We start from the raw sequence: 580 nt of genomic DNA on the forward strand, positions 1-580 counted from the left end.
GGCGCCCTGGCCGGTCTCGTGCAGCGCGATCTGCAGCTGCAGGCGGTTGGCCAGCATCAGGTGGGCGATCTGTGCCAGCGCGCGCACCGGCTTCATGCGGTCTTCGTAGACCACGCGCAGGCTTTCCTGCGCGGCGGCCAGGCCGCGGATGCCCGACGCAGCCAGCATGAGCGCGACCAGCATGGCCAGCACCATCATGCAGGCCAGGCGCGTGCCAATGCGCAGGCGCGAAAAAAGCAGGGAGCCGCCTTGCCAGCGCTGGCGCAGGCCACTGAAATGCGCCCTCATGGCACCGGCGCGCCATGGCATGCGGCAGCCGCAGAAAAGGCGTGGCCCGGAAGGAGGGAAAGGNCGCAGCCAGCATGAGCGCGACCAGCATGGCCAGCACCATCATGCAGGCCAGGCGCGTGCCAATGCGCAGGCGCGAAAAAAGCAGGGAGCCGCCTTGCCAGCGCTGGCGCAGGCCACTGAAATGCGCCCTCATGGCACCGGCGCGCCATGGCATGCGGCAGCCGCAGAAAAGGCGTGGCCCGGAAGGAGGGAAAGGAGTTTGAACATGCACGCATCCGGCCCTGGGGGC

The 580-nt window shown here is 68.9% G+C and carries 1 protein-coding gene; it reads right to left on the reverse strand.

The features are described from left to right. Positions 1-288 (reverse strand): Tar ligand binding domain-containing protein (locus QZH66_RS18165; protein ID WP_305807196.1); only part of this gene is annotated, 288 nt, incomplete at its 3' end. Positions 289-580: the final 292 nt, after the last annotated feature.

This window comes from Stenotrophomonas sp. YIM B06876, assembly GCF_030711595.1.
GTDB lineage: Bacteria > Pseudomonadota > Gammaproteobacteria > Xanthomonadales > Xanthomonadaceae > Stenotrophomonas.